The organism is Paenibacillus sp. PDC88 (assembly GCF_900106725.1).
Classification (GTDB): Bacteria; Bacillota; Bacilli; order Paenibacillales; family Paenibacillaceae; genus Paenibacillus; species Paenibacillus shunpengii.
Window position 1 is genome coordinate 96,976 of record NZ_FNNT01000001.1, and the last position, 22,869, is coordinate 119,844.

18 protein-coding genes are annotated in these 22,869 nt (G+C 45.5%); 5 read left to right on the forward strand and 13 right to left on the reverse strand.

The annotated features are described in order from the left end of the window. The first annotated feature begins 6 nt into the window (after window positions 1-6). Complete coding sequence (locus BLW49_RS00395) at window positions 7-861, forward strand: SDR family oxidoreductase (RefSeq protein WP_256209518.1); 855 nt, start codon at window positions 7-9, stop codon at window positions 859-861. 60 nt (window positions 862-921) lie between these two features. Here the strand turns inward: BLW49_RS00395 and BLW49_RS00400 are convergent, their stop codons facing one another. Then, on the reverse strand, window positions 922-2,193 hold the full coding sequence (locus BLW49_RS00400) for an FG-GAP-like repeat-containing protein (RefSeq protein WP_076310843.1): 1,272 nt from the start codon (window positions 2,191-2,193) through the stop codon (window positions 922-924). A gap of 192 nt (window positions 2,194-2,385) precedes the next feature. On the opposite strand from BLW49_RS00400, the gene BLW49_RS00405 reads away from it, so the two are divergent. Then, window positions 2,386-4,035 carry a sensor domain-containing diguanylate cyclase gene (locus tag BLW49_RS00405; protein ID WP_090722540.1) on the forward strand — a complete coding sequence of 550 codons (1,650 nt, stop codon included), beginning with the start codon at window positions 2,386-2,388 and terminating at the stop codon, window positions 4,033-4,035. A 91-nt stretch (window positions 4,036-4,126) separates the two neighbouring features. Here BLW49_RS00405 and BLW49_RS00410 read toward each other — a convergent pair whose 3' ends face one another. The 3 genes from BLW49_RS00410 to BLW49_RS00420 form a co-directional block, all read right to left on the reverse strand. Then, complete coding sequence (locus BLW49_RS00410) at window positions 4,127-4,795, reverse strand: PilZ domain-containing protein (protein ID WP_090722542.1); 669 nt, start codon at window positions 4,793-4,795, stop codon at window positions 4,127-4,129. 325 nt (window positions 4,796-5,120) lie between these two features. Then, the gene (locus BLW49_RS00415) at window positions 5,121-8,078 is read right to left on the reverse strand and encodes a beta strand repeat-containing protein (protein WP_090722544.1); all 2,958 of its coding nucleotides are present in this window, start codon (window positions 8,076-8,078) and stop codon (window positions 5,121-5,123) included. A 53-nt stretch (window positions 8,079-8,131) separates the two neighbouring features. Continuing rightward, complete coding sequence (locus BLW49_RS00420; protein WP_090722546.1) at window positions 8,132-8,467, reverse strand: hypothetical protein; 336 nt, start codon at window positions 8,465-8,467, stop codon at window positions 8,132-8,134. A gap of 363 nt (window positions 8,468-8,830) precedes the next feature. Between BLW49_RS00420 and BLW49_RS00425 the strand changes: the two genes are divergently transcribed. Then, window positions 8,831-9,619, forward strand: coding sequence for a glucose 1-dehydrogenase (locus BLW49_RS00425; protein WP_090722548.1), 789 nt, complete (start codon window positions 8,831-8,833; stop codon window positions 9,617-9,619). A 156-nt stretch (window positions 9,620-9,775) separates the two neighbouring features. Here the strand turns inward: BLW49_RS00425 and BLW49_RS00430 are convergent, their stop codons facing one another. The 7 genes from BLW49_RS00430 to BLW49_RS00460 form a co-directional block, all read right to left on the reverse strand. Beyond that, window positions 9,776-11,761, reverse strand: a complete 1,986-nt coding sequence (locus BLW49_RS00430; RefSeq protein WP_090722550.1) for an FUSC family protein — start codon at window positions 11,759-11,761, stop codon at window positions 9,776-9,778. A gap of 21 nt (window positions 11,762-11,782) precedes the next feature. Then, window positions 11,783-12,229 (reverse strand): MarR family winged helix-turn-helix transcriptional regulator, encoded by a 447-nt coding sequence (locus BLW49_RS00435; protein WP_090722552.1) that lies wholly within the window; start codon window positions 12,227-12,229, stop codon window positions 11,783-11,785. Between the two features lie 201 nt (window positions 12,230-12,430). Continuing rightward, window positions 12,431-13,300 (reverse strand): CheR family methyltransferase, encoded by an 870-nt coding sequence (locus tag BLW49_RS00440; protein WP_076310850.1) that lies wholly within the window; start codon window positions 13,298-13,300, stop codon window positions 12,431-12,433. Between the two features lie 12 nt (window positions 13,301-13,312). Continuing rightward, the gene (locus BLW49_RS00445; protein ID WP_090722556.1) at window positions 13,313-16,957 is read right to left on the reverse strand and encodes a response regulator; all 3,645 of its coding nucleotides are present in this window, start codon (window positions 16,955-16,957) and stop codon (window positions 13,313-13,315) included. Between the two features lie 362 nt (window positions 16,958-17,319). Next, the gene (locus BLW49_RS00450) at window positions 17,320-17,718 is read right to left on the reverse strand and encodes an NUDIX hydrolase (protein ID WP_090722557.1); all 399 of its coding nucleotides are present in this window, start codon (window positions 17,716-17,718) and stop codon (window positions 17,320-17,322) included. Further along, window positions 17,719-18,540 carry a sugar phosphate isomerase/epimerase family protein gene (locus BLW49_RS00455; RefSeq protein ID WP_090722559.1) on the reverse strand — a complete coding sequence of 274 codons (822 nt, stop codon included), beginning with the start codon at window positions 18,538-18,540 and terminating at the stop codon, window positions 17,719-17,721. 78 nt (window positions 18,541-18,618) lie between these two features. Then, complete coding sequence (locus BLW49_RS00460; RefSeq protein WP_076310853.1) at window positions 18,619-19,062, reverse strand: CBS domain-containing protein; 444 nt, start codon at window positions 19,060-19,062, stop codon at window positions 18,619-18,621. A 442-nt stretch (window positions 19,063-19,504) separates the two neighbouring features. On the opposite strand from BLW49_RS00460, the gene BLW49_RS00465 reads away from it, so the two are divergent. Together BLW49_RS00465 and BLW49_RS00470 are read left to right on the forward strand one after the other, a co-directional pair. Further along, window positions 19,505-19,957 carry a DUF2243 domain-containing protein gene (locus BLW49_RS00465; protein WP_090723765.1) on the forward strand — a complete coding sequence of 151 codons (453 nt, stop codon included), beginning with the start codon at window positions 19,505-19,507 and terminating at the stop codon, window positions 19,955-19,957. Further along, a complete protein-coding gene (locus tag BLW49_RS00470; RefSeq protein WP_090722560.1) occupies window positions 19,944-20,750 on the forward strand; it encodes a cytochrome c oxidase assembly protein in 807 nt (268 codons plus the stop codon). The genes BLW49_RS00465 and BLW49_RS00470 overlap by 14 nt, the downstream gene beginning before the upstream one ends. Before the next feature lie 38 nt (window positions 20,751-20,788). Here the strand turns inward: BLW49_RS00470 and BLW49_RS00475 are convergent, their stop codons facing one another. Then, window positions 20,789-21,883 (reverse strand): threonine aldolase family protein, encoded by a 1,095-nt coding sequence (locus tag BLW49_RS00475; protein ID WP_090722562.1) that lies wholly within the window; start codon window positions 21,881-21,883, stop codon window positions 20,789-20,791. Window positions 21,884-22,254: 371 nt separating this feature from the next. Continuing rightward, the gene (locus BLW49_RS00480) at window positions 22,255-22,764 is read right to left on the reverse strand and encodes a GNAT family N-acetyltransferase (RefSeq protein WP_090722564.1); all 510 of its coding nucleotides are present in this window, start codon (window positions 22,762-22,764) and stop codon (window positions 22,255-22,257) included. Between the last annotated feature and the right edge of the window lie 105 nt (window positions 22,765-22,869).

Sequence of the window (22,869 nt, forward strand, 5' to 3'; positions counted from 1 at the left end):
GATCATGTGAATCCCTTCTCACCCGACATGTTAAGAGACAAAGTCATTATCGTTACGGGAGGTGCTACCGGCCTCGGCCAAGCCATGAGTGAGCAATTCGCAGAGCTTGGTGCCAAGCTCGCCATATGCGGAAGAAGACAGGCGGCGCTGGATCAAGCGGCTGAAGTATTTCACTCAAAAGGTCAAGATATCTATGTACAATCCTGCGATGTAAGAGATCCTGTTCAAGTGAGTGAATTTGTGAAAGCGGTTTATTCTCATTATGGTAAAGTTGATATTCTCGTCAACAACGCTGCAGGCAACTTCATAAGTCCAACCGAGCGATTGTCTCATCGGGCAGTAGATTCAGTTCTTGGCATCGTTCTGCATGGTACCTTCTATATGACCCTTGAAGTCGGCAAAAAATGGATTGAGCTTGGCCATCCTGGAACGATGCTGAACATTGTAACGACTTATGCTTCAACGGGATCAGGCTACGTAACCCCTTCTGCTGCAGCTAAGGCAGGGGTGCTTGCCCTTACTCGTTCACTTGCGGTAGAATGGGCACCTTATGGAATTCGTCAAGTTGCCATTGCACCGGGAGCTTTTCCAATCGATGGTGCAGACTCAAGACTCTCTCCCACACCGGAGCTCCAGCAGCAATTGATTGACCGTATCCCTATCAAACGCGCTGGCAGTAAGGAGGAGCTTACTCATCTGGCAGCCTTTCTTGTATCAGACTATGCAGGCTTTATTAACGGTGAAGTCATAACGATTGATGGCGGCGAATGGCTGCAGGGAGCAGGACAGTTCAACGGGTTAACAGAAGTATCGCATGAACAGTGGGATGAGCTTGCCAGAATGACACGTAAAGGCAAATAGAATAAGGACACCTATTTTGCTGATGATCATCAACAATAGTAGGTGTCCGTTTATATTAATTTATGATTTGATAACTTCTCCGCCCATATAAATGGTAGAGCTGTATAGTCGCTTCGTTTGAACTAAAGGCTTCGCTCCCGGCATAACAGCAATAGAATCTGCATGCGATGAATAGATGCGAATCGTATCACCATCGTAAATTGCAATTTGCTCCCGGCCGTTACCTAGAAAATCGGCATGCCCTACATAACCATCTACCGGAAAGGCTGTAACCACATTCATATCACCGTCATAGAGCGTAGGAAATATACCCCCTCCACGTCTATAAGCTAGTATGTAATCCATCCCGCTCTCATCCCAGCCGCTGATAGTATCAATAATGGTGAGCCAGCCGTCTGTTTGACGATGCTCCTTCCATATTTCTTGACCGTTTGCATCCAGCATGAACATTCCATCCTTGCCTTTAAGGCCTGATTTGCCATCTCCGCGAATGATCCGGTCCAGCCCAGCAATCTGAAGCCCCGGCAGATCCTCTCGGAATCGTCCAAGTGCAATATGCTGGGATTCAATAGAGTCCTCATATCTCCATACTTCTGTTCCATGCTTATCCATCATCACCGTTACGCTGCCGCCAATGACAATCTCCATCTCTCCATCCCCGTTTACGTCCCCTACCCATATACAATCTGCATGATCAGACAAGTCCTGACAGCTCCATAGTACGTTTCCGGCTGAATCCAGCAGATCATACCCTGCCATGACTTCGTCTTTACCATCACCATTGATATCGTAAACCCACGGGAAGTGACCGGGATTCCCTTGATACGTCCACAGCAGTTCAAAATCGGAATTTAGCGCCCATATTTGATGATAACGATCTTTGAGCAATAGATCCGTTGGACGATCATTTCCAGACAAATTTGCGATAATAATACAGTCGTGCGCTTCCGGAGAGGGAAGATCATAGACCTGTCTGCTCTCTCCAGTCGTCCCGTCAATAATATGAAACTGATCATTCATCACACACAGGACTTCCAGCTGTCCATCACCGTCCAGATCATACACTTGTGCAGGATAATCCGATCCTTGTGTGCCTGCATCCATATCCGGAGTTCCTCTTTGCCAGAGCATCCGTCCCTCCAGATCAAATACCGTGATACACTGCACCTGATGAGGAATATACCTTACATCCTTGCGGTTATCCGGCTGAATCATAACCAGTTCCAATCTTCCATCGTTATTGAGATCCCCGAATAACATTTTACAGTTAGGACCAGCTGCACTCGCATCAACTGTTGCAAGGCAAACCGGCTCTGATTGCTGAAGTATCATGAGTGGTCCTCCATATCAATGAATGTAGTGTAGATAAGCGTTTACATTGTACAGCATAAGGGATCACGATCTTTCCATCAATTGGACTTTTTTGTATAAGTGCTTTTGGGTATGGAATATATATCCTGTTCATGTTATATTCACTCTGTTCGTCAAATTTCGAGTATTTTTGTCATATCCTTAGGAGGCCTCATGTTTAAACTTCGTACCGTTCTTGTCTTTGCATTCACTGTAATCGTCATTATGCTTACTTTCATTCTGGGATCAATACTTAGCCATCGTGCCGAGAGCAGCCTCCAGAAGGAGATAGGTCAATCACTTGCGAACATTGCCTATCAGATGTCGGACAAGCTGGACAATTTTATGTGGTCAAGGCAGGGTGAAGTCGAAATGCTGGCCGCTACATATACACTGGCTCAGAATAACGAGATTTCCGCAATCCAAAATTTAATGGGACAGCTTCAAACAAGCTTCCCTTCTTTCTCATGGGTAGGTTATATGAATGTGAAGGGAGATGTGTTGGCAGCGACAGATGGAATTCTGGTGGGCGCAAATATATCTGAACGTCCTGTCTTCAAAGAAGGAATCAAGGGCAAATTTATTGGAGATGTACACGATGCTGTACTGCTGGCTAAGCTTCTTCCCAATCCTACCGGAGAGCCGCTGCAATTTGTGGATATTAGTATGCCGGTAATGGACCGTGACGGTCAGGTTAAGGGAGTGCTCGCTGCTCACCTTAGCTGGGAATGGTCTAGAGAGGTGGAGCGGACGATATTGGAGCCTCAGCAGCAGCATACGCAGGATATGGAGCTGTTCATTGTAAGTAAGAACGATAACACGATTCTGTTAGGGCCCGATGATATGGTGGGTCAACAACTAGACATTCAATCCATTCAAAATGTGCAAAACGGTCAAAATTCATGGGAAATTGAAGAATGGCCCGATGGACAAACATATCTAACCGGCTATGCATATGGAGATGGATATTTGAATTATGAGGGTCTCGGATGGTCCGTACTGGTCAGACAGCCTGAAGCCACAGCCTTTATTGGTCTTAACGAGCTGACAAGACAGTTTATTATGGTAGGGGCAGCCGCCGCCCTCATCTTTGCTGCGATTGGCTGGTTATTGTCAGAGCGAATTACAAAGCCGATCCGGGGAATTACCAATGCGGCAAATCAGCTGAGACAAGGTAAAGATGTGAAAATCCCGGTATATAAAAGTTTCTCAGATATGCAGATTCTCTCCCTGTCTCTTCGCAGTCTGGTCGATACACTGGTTCGGACAGAAACAGCGCTGGGTGATATGAAAAATCAGGCTCATCGGGATCAGCTTACAGGCTTACCTAATCGGGCAGCCCTGGAGATTTATTTGGAGAATACCATTATGGATCTGGATCCGGAGCATGAGGCGTTATCTTTTATGTATTTGGATTTGGACGGCTTTAAGCGTGTTAACGATACTTTGGGACATCAGACAGGTGATATTTTATTACAAAAAGTAGCAAGCCGCTTAAGAGAAGCCATCCCAGCGCGTGATATCGTTGTCCGCTTAGGCGGAGATGAATTTTTGATTATTCTGCGTTCGGGGAAGGATGAAGCGATGGACGCGGCGGGCATGATCTCTCATCGGATCATTGAATCGATCAACAGCCCTTTTATTATTGATCTCAATCATGTAACGATCGGCTGCAGTATGGGTGTATCCTTCTACCCGATCCATGACAGGGATGTGGGAAGTATAATTCGGCTTGCAGACGAAAGCCTGTATCAATCCAAGCAATCCGGAAAAAACCGGGTCACCTTCTATCAGGATGAAGATATCCGATCATCGGATGAATAGCTATGCAAAGAACCCGGCAGATGCCGGGTTCTTTGACACATCCAATACATTCGATCGTACCAACTCTATTCTCGCTTAACCATTTCCTTCTTCAATCGTTTAAATAGTGCGCTATTCCAATCTGCATTGGGCGATGTGTAGCTTGTTGATTAATAATTAGGGATTTGAGCGTATGCTTATCTTCCTTCGACATTTCCACAAATTCTGCACCGTATCTATACTCTGTATCCAGATTCTGATGATGTCTGATTATCGCATTAAGCCTGAATTTTCCGTCAAGATTCACACGGACGATATCCTTCTCCTGAATCGGAATCGGACTTTCGATGGAGAATAGCAAGCCTCCCAAGCTAATATTTTTAATATCACATTGCAGCCCTGGCTCAAATACAATCGGACTGGAGGATGCTTGCGGTAACAAAGACTCTAGACAAGAGTTCAAGTGCCTCACCGGTATGCGGACATCCTTCCGTCTATTCAGCATCTTTTTCTGTAAATTTGGTGGCAATATGCATAGAATCCGCTGCAGGTAGCTTGCAATGGGATAGGTATCAAACACAATTAATCCTTCATCAGAGTAGATCGTGATGCCCACCGAATTACCTAATGGAAACGGGATATTCTCCTCCACCTCAAACATCACTTCAAATACATCGCCTTCTATATAAGAGACACGCCCTCCAACCGAGCGGAGCTTACTCCGTACAACGACGACACAATCTATTAATGAGGCTTCGTTAATTTTATCTATGCTCATCATGTATTCCTCCTGAAATAGTTAAAAAGCTGCATTGAAAATACATCGTTGTGTGTTTTTGGAAAAATGATGATCAGAATTATTATATAAGAATATCAGAGATTTGAAATGTAGTTTTTTATATGAGCGAGCAAACCGAATCCGTTTCATCATCTCTATAGTAGCTTCAAGTTCAGCCCTGTATACCAATTTATCGGTTAATGCGTCTTGTTCCGAAATACTTGCTGTTATTCCATTGGAAGACTTCAATGAAAATAAAAAGAAACAGGGCTCTTATTAAAGCCCTGCATGTGAATTGGAATTTAATCTACTTGGGATATCGGTACAATTATGTTGGGAAAGAAATTGCGTTGAAGTTGGTATTATTTGCTGATACTGAGGTCACGTTTGTACTTGTCGTCAGAAATCCTCGTACAGTATACGTGCTTGTCGCCGTTGCAGGAGCTGTATCTACATAAGTATTCGCAATAATAAACCGCTGAATTCCTGCGGTACTACCGCTCCTAATAACGACCTGTGTATTGATCAAGGTTGCATCCCTGTATAATCTAAATTCCACCTGAACCGACCAATCCGCCGTTGTATCGACTTCTGCAGAGAGGGTGTAATCTATCTTAAGTGTTAGGCCTGCTGTAGTATCCTGGGTTACCGTTGCAAGCGTAATCTCTGTCGCTTCGGGCATTTCAATGGCTCCGGGAACATTTGCAAAAGCCAGCACAGGTGATTCGGCAGTTGCACCCGTCGAGCCTGTAGCTCCCGTCGCACCTGTCGCTCCTATTGCTCCCGCTTCTCCGGTTGCTCCAGTTGAGCCGGTTGCACCGACTGCTCCGGTTTCACCTGTTGCTCCCGTTGAGCCGGTTGCACCTACTGCTCCGGTTTCACCTGTTGCCCCTGTTGGGCCGGTTGCACCTACTTCCCCTGCTTCTCCGGTTGCTCCTGCCGGACCCGTTGCACCGATTGCTCCGGCGTCACCGGTTGCTCCCGTTGGACCCGTTGCCCCTACTGCTCCTGCGTCACCGGTTGCTCCAGTTGAGCCGGTTGCACCTACTGCCCCCGCATCACCCGTGGCTCCTGTCGGACCCGTTGCACCTACCGCTCCTGCTTCACCCGTCGCACCCGTCGGACCTGTTGCACCGACTGCCCCCGCATCACCAGTTGCTCCCGTTGGACCGGTTGCACCTACTGCTCCTGCTTCTCCGGTTGCTCCTGTAGGACCTGTTGCACCGACTGCCCCCGCAACACCGGTTGCTCCAGTTGAGCCGGTTGCACCGACTGCTCCTGCGTCACCTGTTGCCCCCGTTGGACCGGTTGTACCGACTGCGCCTGCTTCGCCCGTTGCTCCTGTCGGACCGGTTGCACCGACTGCCCCCGCATCACCCGTGGCTCCTGTCGGACCGGTTGCACCGACTGCCCCCGCATCACCCGTGGCTCCTGTCGGACCCGTTGCACCGACTGCTCCGGCTTCACCAGTAGCTCCTGTCGGGCCCGTTGCACCTACCGCTCCTGCTTCACCAGTAGCTCCTGTCGGGCCCGTTGCACCTACCGCTCCTGCTTCACCCGTCGGACCGGTTGCACCTACTTCCCCTGCTTCTCCGGTTGCTCCCGTTGGACCCGTTGCCCCGACTGCTCCTGCGTCACCGGTTGCTCCCGTCGGACCTGTCTCCCCTGCATCACCCGTGGCTCCCGTCGGGCCTGTCGCGCCTACCGCCCCTGCTTCGCCCGTTGCTCCTGCCGGTCCCGTCGCACCTACCGCCCCTGCTTCGCCCGTCGCACCTGTTGGGCCGGTTGCACCGACTGCGCCTGCTTCGCCCGTTGCTCCTGTCGGACCTGTTGCACCGACTGCCCCCGCATCTCCGGTTGCTCCCGTTGGACCCGTCGCACCTGTCGGGCCGGTGGCTCCTACTGCTCCTGCGTCACCCGTGGCTCCTGTCGGACCTGTTGCACCGACTGCCCCCGCATCACCCGTGGCTCCTGTCGGACCCGTTGCACCTACTGCTCCGGCTTCACCTGTTGCCCCTGTTGGGCCGGTTGCACCGACTGCGCCTGCTTCGCCCGTTGCTCCTGTCGGACCTGTTGCACCGACTGCCCCCGCATCTCCGGTTGCTCCCGTTGGACCCGTCGCACCTGTCGGACCTGTTGCACCGACTGCCCCCGCATCACCCGTGGCTCCTGTCGGACCCGTTGCACCTACCGCTCCTGCTTCACCCGTCGCACCCGTCGGGCCTGTCGCCCCGACTGTCCCCGCATCTCCGGTTGCTCCCGTTGGACCGGTTGCACCTACTTCCCCTGCTTCTCCGGTTGCTCCAGTCGGGCCTGTCGCGCCTACCGCCCCTGCTTCTCCGGTTGCTCCCGTTGGACCCGTTGCCCCTACTGCTCCTGCGTCACCGGTTGCTCCCGTTGGACCGGTTGCACCTACTGCGCCTGCTTCGCCCGTTGCTCCTGTCGGCCCAGTCGCACCTACTGCTCCGGCTTCACCAGTAGCTCCTGTCGAGCCCGTTGCACCTACCGCTCCTGCTTCTCCGGTTGCACCCGTCGGTCCTGTCGCCCCCGCATCCCCGGTTGCTCCTGTTGGACCCGTTGCACCTATTGCCCCTGCTTCGCCGGTAGCTCCTGTCGGGCCGGTTGCACCGACTGCCCCGGCTTCACCGGTTGCTCCCGTTGGACCCGTTGCCCCTACTGCTCCTGCGTCACCGGTTGCTCCCGTTGGACCGGTTGCACCGACTGCCCCGGCTTCACCTGTTGCTCCTGTCGGACCCGTTGCACCTATTGCTCCCGCTTCTCCGGTTGCTCCCGTTGGACCCGTTGCACCAGTTGAACCACCCGGCGGCCCTTCTGGCCCTGTAAATCCTGTTGCTCCTGTCGCCCCTGTCGCCCCTGCTTCACCGGTTGCCCCTGTTGCCCCTGTTGCCCCTGTAGCTCCGATCCCTCCAGAGTTTGCTCCAAGGAGCTCAGATGAGACAATTCGATGGGCTGCTGCCAAATTTCCAGCGGCGTCTTTGCCCCATACAGATAACTCAATTAAATCCTCTGCAAGACCGCTTGTAAGAAATTCGAATTCAAATCCATCCAGGTTAGCGAAATAGGTTCTGTTAATCACACCATTAGGTCCAATACTTAATGAATCGAGTACATATAATGTTCGAGCACCGTCTAACACATATCCCTGAACCGTTACAGTTCCGCTATTGATGGTATCTCGGTTTTCAATGGATATCGTTACCTGCTGTGTCAGTCTGACTCCATTTACCGCATTATTCTCAATAGGTCCCGTTGAGTAATTAGCCATATTACCAATCTCCCTCAATTATGAAGTGCTTTGTTAGTTACAACACTCACTTCTTACAATTCTGAAGATACTAATCGATGCGCGCTTACAATATGACCTGCTCCATCTTTTCCCCACACGGATACTTCAATCGCATCATGATCTTCAACCGACACTTTAAACTCATAACCGTCGACATTGGCTATATAATCGTTTGTAAATACTGCATTTGGATTGAGATTGAAGAGCTGTTCCACGTAAATTGTTCTTACTTGATCCAGTACATATCCTTGTATTAAGATCGAAGCATTTTGTGTCAGTGATCTATTTATCATTTTAACTGTAACCATTTGGACCGGCCGAAGGCCATTTACCGCACTATTCAAAATAGGGCCAGTCGTGACAACCAATTATTGTTCCCTCCTTCATAACTGACCAATCCCAATAGATTAGGAACCATCATTCTCAACATATGATGTCGGAGCTCAATGAATGTCATAAAACTTGTCGAGTTAACCATTAATTTGGATCTTATTCGAACATTTCATCTACATATGTTTAAGTTTTGTCTCCTGGGTGAACATAATAGAGTGTGCTGTTGTTTAGAGGACATTGAATAGAGCTTTGTTTATTGTCAAGTGAATTATTTGTGATATATGATTATTAATGAATTTCGCTTGCAAACGCTATTATCATCTACATGAATCAATTCAACTTACTGATTTACATAGATGAGCATTCCGTATAATTAACTTAACAAAGGAGAATGGAGCATGAATAAACGTTTTGATTCAAAAGTTGTATTGATTACTGGAGCAGGCTCCGGATTAGGACAAGCCGCAGCGCTTCAGATCGCTAAGGAAGGAGCCAAGCTGTCACTGGTTGACCTCAATCAAACCGCACTTGAAGAAACCAAGAAATTGATTCTTGAAGCCGCACCCGAAACAGAGATCCTTCTTCTTACTGCCGATGTATCCGATGAGCAAGCGGTACAGAAATATGTAGATGATACAGTACAAAAATTTGGCCGCATTGACGGTTTCTATAACAATGCTGGGATCGAAGGTACTCAGGCTCCTACGGCAGAATACAACAGCAAAGTGTTTGACAAAGTCATCGACATCAACCTTAAAGGTGTCTTCTATGGTATGAAATATGTACTTCCTGTAATGAAAGAGCAGCAGTCCGGCGCCATCGTGAACGTAGCATCAGTCGGCGGGATTCGCGGAGTTCTGAATCAAGCAGCTTATGTTGCAAGTAAACATGCCGTGTCCGGTATGACAAAAAATGCAGCAATCGAGTACGGTCAGTACAACTTGAGCATCAATGCCATCGCTCCAGGTGCCATCATGACTGCAATGGTCGTGGGTTCCTTGAAGCAGATTGGCGGGGAAGAAGGTTGGGAAGAAGCAGGCAAGGAATTTGTCAGCGTCAATCCGAAAAGACGTTTCGGTAAACCAGAAGAAGTAGGCCGTCTCGTTGCCTTCCTTCTGTCCGGAGAATCCGAATTTATTAATGGTGCCGTTATTCCTATTGACGGTGGACAGTCGAACCAATACTAATCCATCTTCAAAACGACACTTGGACCCCAGCCTGGGGTCCGTTTCTATTCGTTGAGTTCAATCTGATCCCTCCATCTCCACGCAAACAACACAAAGAGGCGGATCCCTATATCAAGGGATTCGCCTCTTTATCTGTGCTTCTATTTATAATTCGACCTAACTTGTCGCCTTCTCCCCTATACGCAGGGAATGCTGGAGCTGTACTAGATCCTCATATATCGCTGGGAACTTGGAGAGCCAGGGGATATTTATTTCTACTGGATCTTTCTTATCCTTAATGGATTGAGTGAGCATTTCAAAATAACGCCGAAACTCTAGCCTATCCTCATCAGATATCGCTTCGGTTTCATTTTTGTTTGCTGCTGCCAGCAGAACATATCCCAGATGCAGACAGTCTGCAACAGCCGGCCACAGCACGGCGATCCGGCCGCTTTTTTTAATAGACTCCGCAAAAGCATCATCGTAGACCATTCTTAATTGAATCAATGCATTACGCAGATCATGCTCTAGTTTCTGCTTATCATGAACTGGATCTTCATTTAGTATTGCAAGCAGTAAGTCTCCTTCTTTTTGAACTGCATGGGACATCGTCTCTGGCAGTTTCCTGGAGGCCCTTGTTCTCCAGAGCAGCAATGAACCCACAATAGCGATAATACTTCCGATGATAATATCTACAATACGGGCCGATATAAAGTATCCTGCGGTCAAAGCAGGCTGAATGGTTGTGCCGATCAGCAGCGTGCTTGGTGTCAGGAATAATACAGCCAGTGCATAGTTTCTTCCGTAGATAAGCTCAACAACGAATTGAAAGATCATTAGAGTTAGTGGTATGACTATACCAAGCGGTTCATACCACAGCACAGCAGCTCCAACTAATATTCCGATGATTGTCCCAGCCGAACGCTGAAGACCTCGATATACTGTGCCGATATAGGTGCCTCCTGCCATAACAGCTGCACTAGACAAGGGAACCCAATAAGAGCGATCGAAATGAAAACCATAGGCGATGGCCGCTGCAACGAGCAGCACCAGTCCATATCGAAGTGAAGTGTACAGAATCGTTGAATCTGGTCTGAATGCGTTACGCAGCAAATCAAGAATCGAAGGCTTCGAATTAACCACTGTAACAGCATCTCCAGCCGGTGTATCAACTTCTCTCGTTAACATAGCATACGCCGCTTCAATTTGAAGATGCAGATTTCGTAACGAACCCTCAAATTCATCTTTCAGAGAATAGTTCGTACGAACACTAGCATCTCTTGTATGGATGGCATGGCTTAGCCTTTGCAACGCTTGCGCCAGCTCGTCCTCAGCTGCATTTTTGCTCTCCAAGGAGACATCAATGATCGATATAAATATTTCGCTCGCTTGCAGATTTAATCTCTTTAATTTTTCTAAATACTGATGATTTCGCGAGCCAATCACTTTACCATTCGTTAAGGTGCGTTCCGCCTGCTTCATAAGTGAGGCACTCTGATGCTGAAGATCCGTGAATCGCTCTGTCCCGATAGCGGATAGCAGCTTGGATAAGCTCTGATATACAGCAGAGACTGATTTATTCTCAGGACCATAAGGGACGATCAAATAACCGAACATCCCCACAATCCAAGCAAACAGCCCGCCTAGCAGTACACACATTATATTTAGCGGCAATGCACCTGGATCATGTGGCATGGACGTTCCGACAGAATAAGCAAGGACAAAAAACATCCCCCCTGGACCCGTTATTTGAAAAAGATTGAATATAAAGACAGATAGCGCGCCAACAACTCCAAACATGAAGACCATTAATGGCACATGGTAGGAGCTTAAGGCGCCTAGCGTTAGAGCAGCGGTCAAGCCAAGTGCAACCCAAAACAAACGGACCGCACGCTGAGCATAGGTTTCATTCGACACATACAAAAAAGTAAAGCCGCCGATGGATGCCAATATTCCAAGACTCGGATTACCACTCAGAAACCCTAATATGGAAGGTATACCTACACTTATAGCGGATCCAATTCCTCGAAACCAATTTAAAGGAATGGGCTTGATTGCAAAAGCTTCTCTATACTTCCTTTCCGCCGGAATGCTGTGTTGTACACGGCGTCTGTCGGTGGATTTTATATATTTGCTATTTTTATGATTTTTGTAATTATCCATACTTGTTACCTCGATTTCCAACTAAAAATGTATTGCATGAGTGGCTGCATTATCTTCTATCCTGCACAACACTTTGTTGAATACAGCTAGCTCATCTTGGGGTATTCCTTCAAGAACCTTGTTGAATACCTGTTCCAGATGTTCATATACCTCATTTCTTAATTTCACGCCTTGCTTAGTAATGTAAATGAGATAGGAGCGCCGATCCTCCTCGTTTGTCTTGCGAACAATCAGTCCTTCCCTTTCCAGTATGTCCAAAACTTTAGCGAGCGTTGCCGGATCTTTATCTGATATGGCGGCTAACTCTTTTTGCGTAATACCCTCATGCTCGAACACTCTCTTAACTACAGTCCATTGCTCAGGAGTTATCGAATAGCTTCTTAAATATCCAGTTAGAAACCGCAGCACCGCTCGGCTAGTTCTTGTTATCGCATATCCATACTTCTCTTCATTTCCTAATGCTCTCATCCATCTGCCTCCATAGTTGTTATACAAATTATATGTATACGAATCAATTTTATCTCTCTGGTTGTACTTTTTCAAGTTTTTTCTGAAAATTACTTGTTGAACGAATCAATTTCATCATACCCAGGAGTCCTGAAATTGATGTCTCCACACAAAAAAAGAACCCGCAATTTCAGCAGGTTCTTCAGTAATATAGTTTCCTGTTCATTGGATCTTTCGAAACAGCTTCTCACGCTTGTCAATCGTTTCATACTTGCGGCTATGACTGTTAAACAGCATCGATTCCTTATCTCCCAGTACAAGAAATCCAAGCATAGCTAGACTATCATGCAGGAGATGATGTACCCGATTCTGCAGCTCCCGATTGAAATAAATCAGTACGTTCCGGCAGAATACCACATTAAATTCATTGAACGATTGGTCCGTGACCAAATTATGCCTAGCAAATACAATGTTCTTCAGCAGAGATGAATTAAAAATAACAGAGTCCTTGCGTGCCATGTAATAATCTGAGAAATCTCTTGTACCGCCTGAACGAATATAATTATAGGTGTTCACTTTCATATTTCTCAAGGGATATATGCCCATCTGTGCCTTTTCAAGTGCATCTTCATCAATATCGGTTGCATAAATTCTGGCTCTGTCGTATAAGCCTTCTTCCTGAAGCAGGATCGCCATCGACAATACCTCTTCGCCGGTTGAGCAGCCTGCATGCCAGATTCGAATATGGGGATATGTCCGTAAATACGGGATAACATTCTTACGAAAAGAATAAAACATATCCGGGTCACGGAACATCTCCGTCACGCCAACGACAAAATAACGAAGCAGCTTCTGCATCCGATCAGGGTAATGGAGTACTTGAGGGATTAGAGCCGAGATCGACTCTTCACCTATGGACTGCATTCCGTGCCTGATTCTCCTATATATCGAATCATAAGCATAGTTGCGAAAATCATAGCCATACATTCGATAAACCGCCTGGAGAAGCAGCTCTACTTCTATTTTCTCAAGCTCCTTATCTTGACCTGACAGAGGAGCAAGCTGCGTATATTCTCCATGATCAGAAATGATCCTCCGCCTCCTTTACGTATAAAGCCACACCTTCAATAAAGAAAGCAATTTCTCAACATCAATCGGCTTACTAATATAGTCAGATGCACCCGCTTCAATACATAGCTGCCGGTCCTCTTTCATCGCTTTTGCTGTCAAGGCAATAATTGGAGTTTTTTCAAAGCGACTGTTACCACGTATTGCTCTCATCGTCTGGTAGCCGTCCATTTCCGGCATCATAATATCCATCAGAATCAGATCAAATTCAGGATCCTCGGCAAGAACATCCATCGCCTCTCGCCCATTTTCTGCAAAGATCACATTCAATCCATACGATTCCAATATACTTACAAGTGAAAAAATGTTGCGTATGTCGTCTTCAACGAGAAGAATTCGTTTCCCATCAAAATCGGTCTGATTGCTGTACAGCTTCTTCAGTATATTGCGGCGATCTTCCGGCAGATTTGCTTCGACACGATGCAGAAACAATGCTGTTTCATCGAATAGTCTTTCCTGAGATTTAACGTTCTTAATTATAATGCTCTCCGCATACTTTTTGAGCTCAATTTCTTCCTTCATGGTCAGTTCTTTTCCCGTATAAATAATGATGGGCAGCTGCTTCAAATGATCGTTCTGCCGTATACGGTCAAGCAGTTCAAATCCGGATATGCCGGCTAACCCTAGATCCATGACCATACAGTCAAACCGTTCTTTTTCAAGTTCCCGTAGAGCTTCTTCACCCGTAGATACATCGGTGATCAGCACATCGTCATGACCAATCAGCTCTACCATACTATTTCTTAGAACAACATCATCTTCAACAATAAGCAGTCGTTTCAGGTCACGATTAATGAAGGATTCAATATTTAACAGGGCATTTTCAATCTGAACCTTGTTAGCTGGCTTCTTCAGATATGCGATGGCTCCCATCGTTAGTCCCATCTGTTGTTCGTTCGCTGCAGAGACCACGTGCACTGGAATATGGCGCAATTCCGGATGCTGCTTCAGCCGCTCAAGAACAGTCCATCCATCAATGATAGGAAGCTGAATATCCAATATAATGGCATCTGGTTTATAAGCATGTGCAAGTGCAAGACCATGATCTCCCTGCAGAGCGACGATTCCTTTAAACCTCCGCGATCGAGCCATGTCCAGTATGATTCCAGCAAAATTCACGTCATCTTCTATGATGAGCAGAACGCGATCCCCGGCCCCTATGCCTAATCGATCATCCAATAGGTCCATTTCGGGAGAGATGGCCGAATTCGGTGAATCTGGGTGCGTGATAACGGCAGTAGAATCGTTCAGCAGCTCCACAGCGGGTGGAGGTTCCTCGCCTGCGACAGCAGCCTCATTTATCATCTCGATATCTGAATCATGCTTGTATTCTGGTATGAATAGTGTAAAGGTGCTGCCTACGCCTTCCTCACTGTCAAACTCAATACGTCCGCCAATTAATCCTGCAAGCTCGCGGCTGATCGTCAGCCCAAGTCCAGTTCCACCATATTTTCGGCTCGTTGTTCCATCGGCCTGCTGGAATGCATCGAATATGATCTCTTTTTTGTCGAGCGGGATGCCAATCCCGCTGTCAGCAACGGTGAAGGCAATCCAATGCTCCACTTCGCCTTCATTGAAAGGACATCTTCGTTCTTCTTTATGGACGCTAAGTGTGACTTGACCCTCACTTGTAAATTTAAAGGCGTTGGACAAGAGATTCTTCAAAATTTGCTGTAATCGATGAACATCCGTATAAATGTATTCAGGCAGAGGTGCATCTGAAACAATATTAAACTCAATTCCTTTGTTTAAAGCGATAGGGTGAAAGCTTCCCCGAAGACTGTCCGTAATATCCACAAGCAGCACATCATCCATCTCGACTTTCATTTGCCCTGCTTCTACCTTGGATAGATCCAGGATGTCATCTATCAGCCGAAGGAGATCATTACCCGAGGAATGAATCGTCTCGGCAAATTCAACTTGCTTCGCATTTAGATTCCCGTCTTTGTTATCCATCAGAATCTGAGAGAGAATTAATAAGCTGTTAAGCGGTGTTCTCAGTTCATGGGACATATTCGCCAGGAATTCCGATTTATATTTGGATGCAATTAACAGATCAGATGCCTGCTTCTCCAATACATAATTTTGTTTCTCGATCTGCTCGTTAATTTCTTCAATCTTGCGCAAATGACTTTCCACTTGCTCTGTTCTCACAGACAGATCCAAATTGATCTGCTCAAGGTCTTGCTGCTGGCGCTGCAAACGTTCCTCCGATTGACGAAGCGCTTGATTGGATGCCTTCATCTCGTCCTGCTGGGCGATAAGCTCTTCAGATTGTGTTTTTAATTCTTCGGTTTGAGACTGGAGCTCTTCAGACATCGCCTGAGATTCCGCCAGCAATCGCTGGACCTCCATTTGCGCCAGGACATTATTGATTGCGATCCCGATCATGCTTCGTGTCTGCTCCACTAATTGAATATGCTCAAGCGTAAATTTCTTCAACGAAGCAAGCTCAATTACACCCTCGACTTCATTTTCAAATTCAACCGAGAAGATCATAATATGACGAGGAGAAGATTCGCCGAGACCTGTCGAAATTTTCACATGCCCTTCGGGGACAGAGTCAAGAAGAATCATCTGCTGCTGTAGTGCTGCTTGACCCACGAGCCCTTCACCTATGCGAAAATATTCGGTTCCCACACCATTTCCAGAAGAAGCAAATGAAGCCGTCTTAACCAATTGATCTTGCTTACGTATATAAAACACCGCATAGGAGGCATCTAACAAGGAGGCAAGTTTCATTGTGAATGCTTCTGTAAGCTTGGATACTTCAACTACGCCTTGATACGATACGGCAACCTCATTGATGCTGGTCTGAAGCCAGTCATTCTTCTCATACGTTTCAATAAGTCTGTTGGTGACTTCACCTAGTTCCCTGATTTCATCATGCGTGCGAACGGTAATACGTCTTGTCCGCTGCTTGCCTTCATCAGATGCCATGTCTGATATGGCAGAACTGACCTGCTTGATGGTTCCCACTATATTTCTTGAAATGATATAAGCAACGATAATAGACAGGAGGATAACAAGGATAATAACGGTATACATCACATTTCTGAAATCCGCATTTTGCTGATCAAGTAACTCGACTCGTTCATCCGTTAATGCTTTTTCTGTCGCTCTAAAGTCGTTGAACTGGGCTCTCATCCGATCCATCAGCTGTTTGCCAATATCCTTTGTGAAATAGACTGCTATTTCTTGATCACTATTCTCCCGCTTCAGACCAATAACATACTCACCAGCATTCTCAATCCATTGTTCAATATTGACCTTAATCTCATCAAGACGCTGGGTCTGGATTGAATTGTTGGATACCAGATCATACAAGAGATTGTAATCGGCTTCCCAATTCGATTTGGCTTCATTATAAGGTACCAGGTAACGATCATCACCAGCGATAACAAACCCTCTCTGACCGGTTTCCATATCGAGCATATGCTTCTCGATCTGGTTCGTCAGATTATGTACCTCAATTTCATGATTCGCAATAAAATCGAGCTCCTGCTCCATGGACGTGATCCGGCTGCCAAGGATAAATATCGCTGCTCCCAGGCAGACGATAATGATGAAATATCCGATGATGATCTTGGTACGAATCGTAAGCCTCATTTTTTCAAACATTGATCTCTCCTCCTGAACATTTTTCCTTATAGGCGAGGCTGTTGATTCATGATTATCGGTACAAATAAAAGCTTCGAGCTGCCGTCTCTCATTAAAAAAAGAATCCTCAGGTACGGCTCGGATTCTTCATCGAAAGCGTTCTCTTCATGCTAAAATATAGAACCATATCATTTAACACGAGAATCCAATGAATTCCAGTTTGAATGGCGTCTATTGCTTAGTTTACGTGAAGTGAAAACACTTGTCTATACGGATTATTCAAGTAAAAAAACACAGCGAAGCTCTATAGCTTCACTGTGTTTTGATATAAATCAAAGCATTCTTTTTAATTGCAAGTCATCTAACCTATACGAGAATAAAGTCTACTTCAACAAATTCTCGCTATGAAGCTGGTCAAAAATAAGCTGTGTTACTGCTGACACTTGTTCTCGATCAGCATAATTCAACCATTTCAGCTCCTCGATCTCGGATTCAGGGCTTAGGACTCCTTCGTAATCAGCCATGTAGCAGGTCATCATCACTTGAATCCCTTCCGATTTGCCATGCGCCGGGGCCTCGAACGTACCGTATAATTGAATCCGCTCCTTAAGAATATCGACAGATAATTCTTCTTGGATCTCGCGAATCAATGTTTCTTCGTCTGACTCGCCAGGTTCTCTTTTGCCGCCCGGCAAATAATACGTATCCTTGCCTTTACTGCGAGCACCTAGAATTTGTCCGTTAAGCAAGTGAATCCATGCGATCTTATCTATTGTTGTCATTTACTTGAACACCTTTCCAAATCCGCTGCGGGAGCGGGCTAATAAGTCATCCCAAGTTCCTTCCGGCTGTTTCGGAGACAAAATCTCTTGGGATACAACACCATGATATCCGATTTGGGCCAACCTGCTCAAGTAGCCGGAGAGATCGATGACACCTTCTCCAGGATAAGCCCGGTCATTATCAAGCAGCTGTTCTATCGGGAGGTCATAGGCATCATTTATGTGCACATGAACGATTTGGTTCTCTTTGAGACGAAGCAGATCATTCGGAGTTAAGCCTGTTGTATGGCAATGATAAAAATCAACCAGCAATCCCACATTAGACAGGCCAATTGCGTCGATCATCTCCAGCGTCTCATCTGCGGTCCAAATAAAAGGATGCTTCCATGCGGTTCTTAGGTGATGCGGCCCCACAAATTCTAGACCGAGACGTATGCCATAGACACCTAGTACTTCAGCACAGGATCTTAACCGTGTAATGCTTCTGGCCATAAATGAAGCCGCTTTCTCATCGGTGGATGGTAATATATATGTAGTACAAGCCTTACAGCCAAGCTGTTCTGCACGAGCTGCGGATAGGGCAAGACCCTCTAATCCCTGCTTAAACTGTTCATCCGTCCCTCGCCATTCTACGTCCAGTCCGATAGATCCAATAATCATGCCCTGTTCCTTGAGAAGCTGCTGTGCACTTTCCAGTCCTATTGTATCGACGAGCTGCTTGGCATCCAGATCAACGGCTTCAAAACCATATTCTGCCGCTTTTTGTATGAACAAGACGTCATCAATTGCACCAATACCTGCTTTTGTCAGTCCTTTTTTCACGTTCACTTCACCCTTTCTGGCTTGGATATGAAGAAGATAAAGAGATTTCTTATTTCTATCCTACATCATATTCCATAACTACAAAAGAGATTGAAAGGAATGGCGAATGACATCGCCTCTGCTGATAATACCTGCAAGAACGCCATTGCGGTGTACTGGGAGCTTTTTAATCTGTTTTTTTCCGAGAATCGAGGCAATGATCTCAATATCCTCATTCCAGGATACGGTTATCACTTTCTTCTTACATATCGACATCACATTCAGTTTCATAATTTGTTTGACTCGATCTTCATATTCCTCATAATTCAAATTAACAGCGTATGTATATATAAACATATCATCCTTCTTCCCTATATAACGCATAATGTCTCCGTCACTGATGTAGCCGACAATTTCATTGCGTTCATTAACTACCGGAAGACCACTAATCCGATGATCGATAAATCTCTGAATAACCTGTTCCACATTGTCACTTTCTTTCACTTTATAGACGGGACTAATCATAATTTCATGCGCCTTCATCCTCCGACCTCCTAATTAAGCATCATGTTCATATCCTAATCATCTGAAACGTTATTATTCTTATTCTTTATTTTATACTCTTGTTACAAAAAATGCGTAATAGTTTACACTTGAATTATTGAATACGATAAATTTATTTTAACACTTCATTTTTTCTTATATCAATCGGATGTTAGTAAAGTAATCGTATTTCATTTTATGTAAAGTATCTAAGTATACTAAATGTATTCTTATTATGAATTTTTCATATGTTGAAATTATAATAATAGATAGATCGCATCGTTCTTATCGATTGCTTTGAATGGAGTAAGTTTGCATATGATTTTTTCTGGTAAAACTTAATACATATCTGTTTCTCAAGGAGGTACTGCTCGTGCACAATCAAAGCCGGCCGGAATCGAAGACAAAACGTAACCCTGGCTCAGTCGGAGCGCAGGGTCGTCTGCCATCATTAAACCTATGGTCTGGTATTTTATTTGGTCTAGGACTTGTTAGCTTCATTGATGAAACTGTTTTTCATCAGCTGCTTCATTGGCATCATTTCTATGATAAATCAACGACCTCCATTGGACTTATATCCGACGGTATATTTCACGCCTTCAGCTGGTTTGCTACGATCGGAGGTTTATTTATGCTTGCTCATCTGCTGAGAACGGACGCTTTGCATAAGAAACGCTGGTGGGGCGGTGTTCTATTGGGCGGTGGTCTGTTTCAATTATATGATGGTACGATCCAGCATAAGATCATGCTGCTTCATCAGATCAGGTATGTTGAGAATGTACTCGTCTACGACATCATCTGGAACCTGTTTGCCATAGTGCTAGTCATTGTTGGAGTAATGCTGATTATTCAAACTAAACATACAGAAGCAGCTTCAGCCTATGCCGATTCATAATCACATTTCTTCAGCCCAGTCTTCTCTTCCTCTATATTTGTTTGCTCTGCCTCTCATCACAGTGATGATTATATATATGATTGCGGCTATTGTGTCCAGCCAAAAGCTGCGAACATGGAAGATACACCGGACTCTCTTCTGGCTGCTAGGTATTGCATGTGCACTCGCCGCAGTCTTCGGACCTCTAGCTAATGCGGCTCATCACGATTTTCGATATCACATGCTCAGTCACTTGCTGATTGGAATGCTCGCTCCCGTCCTGCTTGTATTTGCAGCTCCGATGACCCTTATCCTGCGTACAATTCCTGTTCGACTGGGCCGGAGATTCATTTCCTTTCTCAACCGCCCTGTGATCCGAATCATCAGTCATCCTATTTCAGCGTCACTCATTAACCTCGGAAGTATGTGGCTTCTGTATACGACCAGCATCTATTCACTAATGCATGTTCACTTCTGGCTGCACTGGTTCGTCCATGTTCATATGCTTCTAGCGGGATTCCTGTATACATGCTCAATAATCTATGTGGATCCTGTTCCACATCGAGTCAGCTTCAGACTAAGAGCTTGTATCTTGCTGCTCTCATCGGCAGGGCATAATATCCTGTCCAAGTATATTTATGCCCACCCCCCTACGGGTGTAGATATCTTACAGGCAGAAGCCGGAGCTGTGCTTATGTATTATGGAGGAGACATTGTTGATGTCATCCTCATCACGATACTTTGTTCTCAATGGTATAAATCCGTTAGCTCGAGGTCCTTCCTATCTAGGAAGAAGAGCACGCACTTGTCATAGAATGAAAATGTCATGCATGGAGCTCGTAATCTATCGCATTACTTTAACATGTGCTCCTGAAGTAATTGAATCGCCTGATATAGTCGATCCTGCGGTACTTCGCCGTAACGATCTCCTAAACTAATCTCTGTCTTGCATTCCTGGTCGTGAACTTCTCGCAGAAACGAGATTAAGCCGACTCCTGTTTGTGTATATACATCAATCAGTATGGGCGCAAGGTCACTAGCAGACATATGAAAATGAAGATGAAACATATTTGTCACGGGGACCTGTGGAACAGTTCTAACTCCAGAGCACTGATTGAACAAGCTGGCGAGCTCCTTTGCCCGGTTATAATATTCTGCCATTCGGTCAATCCGTTTATTGAAATAATAATCACTGCTCAGAATGTAAGGATATAAGCCGATCAAATCTCCGCCATGTCGTCTCTTCCATACCTTGGATACTGTAGTGAATTTTTCAGGTCCTGCTAATATCGCACCAGCAATACCGCCAATTCCTTTATAAAAAGAGACGTAAACACTGTCAAACAGCGCACATATCTCGGCTGCAGACTTTCCATAGTAAGGTGTTGTTTCGAATAGTCTTGCACCGTCCAGGTGCAGCCGAATCCCCTGTTCTCTGCAATAGGCAGAAATTTCAACAAGCTCCTCAAACTCCGTCAGCTGACCTCCAATCTCACGCTGCGGCAATTCTAGCAGCAAACATGCCACATCTCCTCCTAACTGCTTCACGTCTTGCAGTCGAATCAGACGGTGTGCTTCTCCGACAAGGACAGGCTCCAAGTGATGCAGCTCCTTGAGACCGTCTTCTTCATGTATTTCCAGATGACTAAGTGGATGATATGCGACGATCTTGCTGTCTTTCTCATCTGACCATATTCGCATCGCAATCTGCTGCGCCATCGTACCACTCGGAAAAAATACTGCCGATTCTTTGCCTAACATATCAGCCATTTTACGCTCAAAATCTTCAATCACTTTGCCTGTTCCATAGCGGTCTCCTGCCATTGTCCCGTCTACATGCTCTAATGCCTCCTTCAGCATCTGAACATTCCACTTACCATTCCCTAGAATAGGGTACTCACTCTTGTTGTATGCTTCTGCTAATGTGATTTTGTTTTTTTGTTCCATGTGTCTCCTCCTGTGGTAGAAATTCCTAATTCATAGATTATTATTTCTCTAAACATATCATAAAGCAGCTAAAGATATTATGAATTTGGTTTCAACTCTATAAAAATAGTTACTAGCGTAATCCAAATCATAAGGGAGTGCATAAAATGCTATTAAATCCGGTATAGGAGGTGTGGTTAAATGAGCTACGAAGATGGACACGATAACTTCAAAATCGGAGGAATTCTTGTATTGTTCATTTTGTTGGTGATTATCGCAAAATCTTTTAAATGGTACTAATCTAGAGCTTTCAATGGCAAAGAGTCTTAGCTAGAAGGGTGTTCTAGCTGAGACTCTTTTTTACAATCTGCTTGAGCTAGCTGGCAGTCTGGTTATTTTAAGATTTTATAATAGTAATTCGTGGGATCGAGCTCTCCCGTTTCGCTTCTAGCATAGAGCGGGATTTGACCAGCGTATATATAACCATGGGATTGATACAGGAGATTGGAGGGATCTCCATCTCTCGTATCCAGAACGATTAACGTCCTCTTATCCTCCCTAGCGCTCGTTTCAGCGGCGTCTAATAACCTTCTTCCGTATCCCTGCCGTCTGGCAGAAGGATGAATCATAAGCTTAGCAATCTCAGCTCTATGAAGTCCGTTCTTCTTCATACATAACTGAAGCTGTACGGATCCTACGACTTTACCATTCTCTATTAATACAAAACAACGCACATCCTCCTGTATGACGTCGTCCCAATAGACTCTAGACTCAGCCTTCGTCAAGGGTGGCAGAAATCCGATCGAAGCCCCGTCATTAACTACATCTACCAATAAGTCTGCTAACTCTTCAATATGATCTTCTACTATAGACAATTGCTTAATCCTTACTTGTTCTTGCATTGATCTTCCCTCCCATTTCATGTTTACAAAATCATAACGCGTCCTTATCCATTTGTATAACGAATAATATGTATTATAATAATTAATATTTCGAATAATTGGAGA

Excerpts from the sequence above, each read along its gene's own strand:
- BLW49_RS00400 (WP_076310843.1), bottom strand. The coding sequence starts at position 2,193 with ATGATACTTCAGCAATCAGAGCCGGTTTGCCTTGCAACAGTTGATGCG.
- BLW49_RS00405 (WP_090722540.1), top strand. The coding sequence starts at position 2,386 with ATGTTTAAACTTCGTACCGTTCTTGTCTTTGCATTCACTGTAATCGTC.
- BLW49_RS00410 (WP_090722542.1), bottom strand. The coding sequence starts at position 4,795 with ATGATGAGCATAGATAAAATTAACGAAGCCTCATTAATAGATTGTGTC.
- BLW49_RS00415 (WP_090722544.1), bottom strand. The coding sequence starts at position 8,078 with ATGGCTAATTACTCAACGGGACCTATTGAGAATAATGCGGTAAATGGA.
- BLW49_RS00425 (WP_090722548.1), top strand. The coding sequence starts at position 8,831 with ATGAATAAACGTTTTGATTCAAAAGTTGTATTGATTACTGGAGCAGGC.
- BLW49_RS00430 (WP_090722550.1), bottom strand. The coding sequence starts at position 11,761 with ATGGATAATTACAAAAATCATAAAAATAGCAAATATATAAAATCCACC.
- BLW49_RS00435 (WP_090722552.1), bottom strand. The coding sequence starts at position 12,229 with ATGAGAGCATTAGGAAATGAAGAGAAGTATGGATATGCGATAACAAGA.
- BLW49_RS00445 (WP_090722556.1), bottom strand. The coding sequence starts at position 16,957 with ATGTTTGAAAAAATGAGGCTTACGATTCGTACCAAGATCATCATCGGA.
- BLW49_RS00450 (WP_090722557.1), bottom strand. The coding sequence starts at position 17,718 with ATGACAACAATAGATAAGATCGCATGGATTCACTTGCTTAACGGACAA.
- BLW49_RS00460 (WP_076310853.1), bottom strand. The coding sequence starts at position 19,062 with ATGAAGGCGCATGAAATTATGATTAGTCCCGTCTATAAAGTGAAAGAA.
- BLW49_RS00470 (WP_090722560.1), top strand. The coding sequence starts at position 19,944 with ATGCCGATTCATAATCACATTTCTTCAGCCCAGTCTTCTCTTCCTCTA.
- BLW49_RS00475 (WP_090722562.1), bottom strand. The coding sequence starts at position 21,883 with ATGGAACAAAAAAACAAAATCACATTAGCAGAAGCATACAACAAGAGT.
- BLW49_RS00480 (WP_090722564.1), bottom strand. The coding sequence starts at position 22,764 with ATGCAAGAACAAGTAAGGATTAAGCAATTGTCTATAGTAGAAGATCAT.